Source organism: Desulfurobacteriaceae bacterium, from assembly GCA_039832905.1.
GTDB lineage: Bacteria > Aquificota > Aquificia > Desulfurobacteriales > Desulfurobacteriaceae > Desulfurobacterium.
On the sequence record JBDOLX010000011.1, the window covers coordinates 30696 to 35325 of the forward strand.

Sequence of the window (4630 nt, forward strand, 5' to 3'; positions counted from 1 at the left end):
TTAAGGATTAGTTTACGACTTGCCTGATAGATGATCTGTCCCGGTGTTGTGTATAGGTGGAACCTTACTTTAAAGCCCCTTACGCTAGAAACTTCAATTGGCACAAAATCAAAAAATAGAGTCCTTTCCGTTTCGGTTGCAAGAGTTACCAGTTCCCCACGATTCTCAGGCTTTACGTGTTCATAAATCCACTTAATGTTTGTAGTTTTACCACTTAGACCTGGACCATAATAAACTATCTTACAGTTTATCTCTCTAGTTGCAAAGTTTACAAATGGCATGGGTTCTCCTATTCAAAAAGGGAGTCTAAGTCAATATCATCAATGTTAATTTCCTCAGATACGGCAGATTCGTTCTTTGTTCTTTCAAGTATGGTTCTAAGTATCTTCACAATCTCAGGATAATACTTTTTAATTTTGACCCTCAATATTCCAAGGTTTGATAATTCTTTATTGAAAATAGCAACGAGTATAAACTTGTCATCTACAAGGATCATATAGATACCTTCTTCTTCCGTTTCCGTGAACATATGGTTCAGGTCTTTGTCCCCAAGGAGTTTAGATAAAGCCTCCGAAGCCGCCACGTTACCGGCGGTCAAGGAGGCAAAAGTAATCTCATCAGAAGAAAAATCGGGAGAATCACTACGGCTAATGAGCTGACCAGACTTATCTATCAAGAATACAATCTTAGATTTACTCTCCTCAGCTAAATTAGATAGAAGTTCCCTTAGCTTCTTATCTTCTTCAAGTGTTATATTGAGCATCACTCTTCCCTTCCAAGCTGTTCTAGTTTATTTAGTAAATCCCATCTTCTATCAACTTCAGCCTGTAATTCATCTATTAAGTGTTTGTTTTCAGGCTTAAAGAGATGCTTAAATCTTCCCTGTGTCTTTAAGAACTCTTCAACAGGCTTTGGATTCTTAGGTCTATACGTAATCTTCCACTTTCCGTTCTCAACTTCAAAAAGTGGCCAGTAGTTTGTTTCCACCGCAAGCCTTGCTATTGTCATTCCTTCTTCCTCTTTAGAACGCCATCCTCTCGGACACACGCAAAAGGCATTAATGTATGACGGTCCCTCTGTCAAAATTGCTTTCTTAAATTTTTCCATAAAATCTTTCCAATGTGAAGGGGATACCTGAGCAACGTATGGAATTCCATGAGCAGCAGCAACTTCTGGCATCCACTTCTTACTCTGAGGCTTTCCTACGCTACAAGAACCTACTGGCTGAGTTGTAGTGTTTGCAAATTTCGGAGTAGCACTTGACCTTTGAATACCTGTGTTCATGTAAGCTTCGTTATCGTAACAAACATAAATAAAGTCGTGTCCCCTTTCTAATGCTCCAGAAAGTGCTTGGAATCCGATGTCTGCTGTTCCTCCGTCTCCTCCAAGAGCTACAAACTTAACCTTCTTATCAGTAGGAAGTTTACCTTTTCTCTTGAGGGCTTTGTAAGCTGCCTCTACTCCAGCTATTGTTGCAGCAGCGTTTTCAAAGGCATTGTGAATCCAAGGAGAACGCCACGCATTGTAAGGATATATTGTTGTACAAACTTCTACGCAACCTGTGGCGTTAGCGATAATGAGCTCATATCCAAGAGCATTAGCAACCATGTACATTTGTCTAATAATGATAGATGCACCACATCCTGCACAAAGTCTATGTCCAGGTGCAAGCTTCTCAGGATAATTAGTTAACTTCTTTAAAGGTGGTACTTTAATTTCGCTAGCTTTAACCTGTGCCATTGTTTCCTCCATTACTCTTTCAAGTTAAGGTAGTTTACAAGAGGAATTTCCTCTCCAGCAGCGAGTCTTTGAAGCTTATCTATAGCTTCTTCAATGTGGTTAACGTTTGTATCCCTTCCACCAAGTCCGTAAATAAATCCTACCATTGGGTAGTACTTACGTCTTAGGTGTTGAGCTGTTGCAATTTCTTCAAATAGAGGACCAGATGCTCCTCCAAATGTTTCAGCCCTATCAAATACACCAATTGCTTTACAGTTAGAAGCCTCTATTGCGTCCATTACATCGTAGTATGGGAATGGCCTAAATGTTCTAATCTTGATAATACCAGCTTTAATTCCTTTCTCTTCTCTTAGCTTATCTACAACGAACTTAGCAGTTCCTGCAGTAGAACCTATGATAATTAAGATGTAGTCAGCATCTTCTGTCTTGTAAGTTTCAATGTGTTCATATTTCTTGCCAAAAGCTTCTTCAAAAGCTTCTCCTACTTCTCTTATTACCTTGTAAGCATTCATCATAGCGTCTCTTTGTTGACGCTTAAACTCCATGTAGGAGTCTGTCATTGCAACTGGACCGTGAGCCACAGGATTGTCAACATCTAAGAGGGAGTACATTGGTTTTAGTTCCCCAATGAACTCACTTACAGCTTTATCTGGAAGAAGTCTAACTCTTTCAATAGCGTGAGAAATAACGAAACCGTCCATTCCAACCATTACAGGAAGTCTTGTTCTTTCATCTTCAGCTATCTTTATAGCTTGAATGAGGTTATCGTACTGTTCTTCTGCATTTTCAGAAAAGAGCATTATCCAACCTTGGTCTCTTGCTCCCATTATATCGGACTGATCACCGTGAATGTTGATAGGAGCAGAAAGGGCTCTGTTAACTACAGTCATAACAATTGGAAGTCTCATTCCAGAAGCAATTCCGAGAACTTCCCACATGTAAGCAAGACCTGGACCAGCTGTAGCTGTCATAGCCCTTGAACCAGCTGCTGCTGCACCAACGCAAGCAGACATAGCAGAGTGTTCACTTTCAACAGGAATATACTCACTATCTACAAGACCATTCGCTACAAAGTCTGCAAAGAACTGCATTAACTCTGTTTGAGGAGTAATTGGATAAGCAGCCACAACATCTGGATTAATCTGTCTCATAGCTTCTGCAGCTGCCATATTTCCAGAATATGGAACGTAAGTTACCTCTTTAATTAGCTCAGGTCTCATTGTTAATCCTCCTCACGAAAGAGATACTCAGGCTTCATTTCAAGAGCATTTGTTGGACATTCGTAAGCACAGATACCACAACCTTTGCAGTGATCGTAGTTAATTCCTATCATTTGTTCATCTTTCACTAAAATACAAGAGTCTGGACAGAATACCCAGCAAATCATACAGTTTACGCACTTTTCCTTTTCAAAAACAGGTCTCCAAGCTCTCCATTCACCTGTATTGTATTTTTCACTTGAACCGGGTTCAGGAATTACTCCACCTATTGGCAAATCTTTCCATCCCTTAATCATTCTGACTGTACCTCCTCATAAGCTCTATAAAGTGCCTTAATGTTAGCAGCAAGGACGTTCTCAGAAACCTTCTTTCCAAAAGCTTCCTTGATATCTTCCTCAACAGTCTTAATGTCAACAAGACCGTTAAGAACCTTTACAAGAGCTCCAAGCATTGGAACGTTCATGAGAGGTCTTTTTAATTCTTCCATTGCTATCTTTGTAGCGTCAACTGTGTAGATTTTCCTTCCTTCAATCTTGTACTTTTCTCTTATTTCCTTTGGAGATTTGTTTGTGTTAATTACAAGAATTGCGTTTTCATTCGTTCCTTCTAAAACGTTAACTGTATTAAGGAGAGTTGGGTCAACAACCACAACAATATCTGGATTTAGAACCATACAGTGAAGAGTAATTGGCTTTTCAGAAACCCTATTGTAAGCTCTAAGTGGTGCACCGGATCTTTCAGCACCGTAATCTGGGTTGCTCTGAGCGTACTTTCCTTCTTGGATAACAGCACTTGCCAAAATCTTGGAAGCAGTTACTGCACCTTGACCACCACGAGCGTGCCATCTTATCTCTATCATTACTTTCCTCCAACTATGAGTTTCAAGTCTTCAAGAGCTCTTTTTAAAGTAAGTTCATCTGCCATATCGATAGTTCCACCGTAAGGAATTCCATAGCTTATTCTGTAAACTTCAACTTTTAAGTCCTGCAACCTATCAACCAAAAACTTAGAAGTAGCTTCACCTTCAACGGTAGGGTTAAGGGCAATTATTACTTTCTTTATCCCTTCTTCTTTTATCCTTTCTAAAAGACTCTCTATTCTCAAATCCTCAGGAGATATGTCCTCTAAAGGGGAAATCACTCCTCCAAGGACATGATAAAGTCCTTTATATTCTCCAAGCTTTTCTATTGAAATTGCATCTCTTGGTTGTTCAACAACGCAAACAGTTTCTCTGTCCCTTTCTGGGTCGTTACATATTGAACAAATCTCACCTTCCGCAGGAAGTCCGCATTTCCTACAAGGAACAATGCTTTCAAGCTCTTTAAAAGCATTTACAACAATTCTTCTTTTTTCCTCGGGAAGTTTTGAAAGCTGCAAAACTGCTCTCTCAGCAGCCCTTTCGCTAATACCAGGAACTTCTGCCAAGAACTTAATAAGAAGTTCCAAGTTATCAGGGTATATCAAAAGAGACCTCCGATATCTATTCCAAGCCCACCGGTAAGCTTACCCAACTCCTTTGTAAGGGTTTCTCTTGCTTCCTGTAAAGCTTTATTTGCTGCAGCGACTATTAAGTCTTCTAACATTTCTTTATCACCGGATTTAAAGAGTTCTTCATCTATCTCAACAGAGACCAAGTCTCCTGTTCCCTTAGCCACAACTTTAACTGCACC

General features: G+C 39.8%; 8 protein-coding genes. All 8 read right to left on the reverse strand.

Annotated features, from left to right (window positions below):
• Positions 1–281 (reverse strand): gliding-motility protein MglA (locus ABGX27_00525; protein MEO2067982.1); only part of this gene is annotated, 281 nt, incomplete at its 3' end.
• 8 nt (positions 282–289) lie between these two features.
• Positions 290–763, reverse strand: coding sequence for a roadblock/LC7 domain-containing protein (locus ABGX27_00530; GenBank protein ID MEO2067983.1), 474 nt, complete (start codon positions 761–763; stop codon positions 290–292).
• Positions 763–1740 carry a thiamine pyrophosphate-dependent enzyme gene (locus ABGX27_00535; GenBank protein ID MEO2067984.1) on the reverse strand — a complete coding sequence of 326 codons (978 nt, stop codon included), beginning with the start codon at positions 1738–1740 and terminating at the stop codon, positions 763–765. The genes ABGX27_00530 and ABGX27_00535 overlap by 1 nt, the downstream gene beginning before the upstream one ends.
• A gap of 11 nt (positions 1741–1751) precedes the next feature.
• Positions 1752–2960, reverse strand: a complete 1209-nt coding sequence (porA, locus tag ABGX27_00540) for a pyruvate ferredoxin oxidoreductase (protein ID MEO2067985.1) — start codon at positions 2958–2960, stop codon at positions 1752–1754.
• Between the two features lie 2 nt (positions 2961–2962).
• Entirely contained in the window at positions 2963–3256 is a 294-nt protein-coding gene (gene porD / locus ABGX27_00545) for a pyruvate synthase subunit PorD (protein MEO2067986.1), read from the reverse strand.
• Positions 3253–3819 carry a 2-oxoacid:acceptor oxidoreductase family protein gene (locus ABGX27_00550; GenBank protein ID MEO2067987.1) on the reverse strand — a complete coding sequence of 189 codons (567 nt, stop codon included), beginning with the start codon at positions 3817–3819 and terminating at the stop codon, positions 3253–3255. The genes porD and ABGX27_00550 overlap by 4 nt, the downstream gene beginning before the upstream one ends.
• Positions 3819–4424, reverse strand: a complete 606-nt coding sequence (gene recR, locus ABGX27_00555) for a recombination mediator RecR (protein ID MEO2067988.1) — start codon at positions 4422–4424, stop codon at positions 3819–3821. Before recR ends, ABGX27_00550 begins: the two co-directional genes overlap by 1 nt.
• On the reverse strand, positions 4421–4630 hold a 210-nt coding region (locus ABGX27_00560; protein ID MEO2067989.1), incomplete at its 5' end, for a YbaB/EbfC family nucleoid-associated protein. The genes ABGX27_00560 and recR, both read right to left, overlap by 4 nt.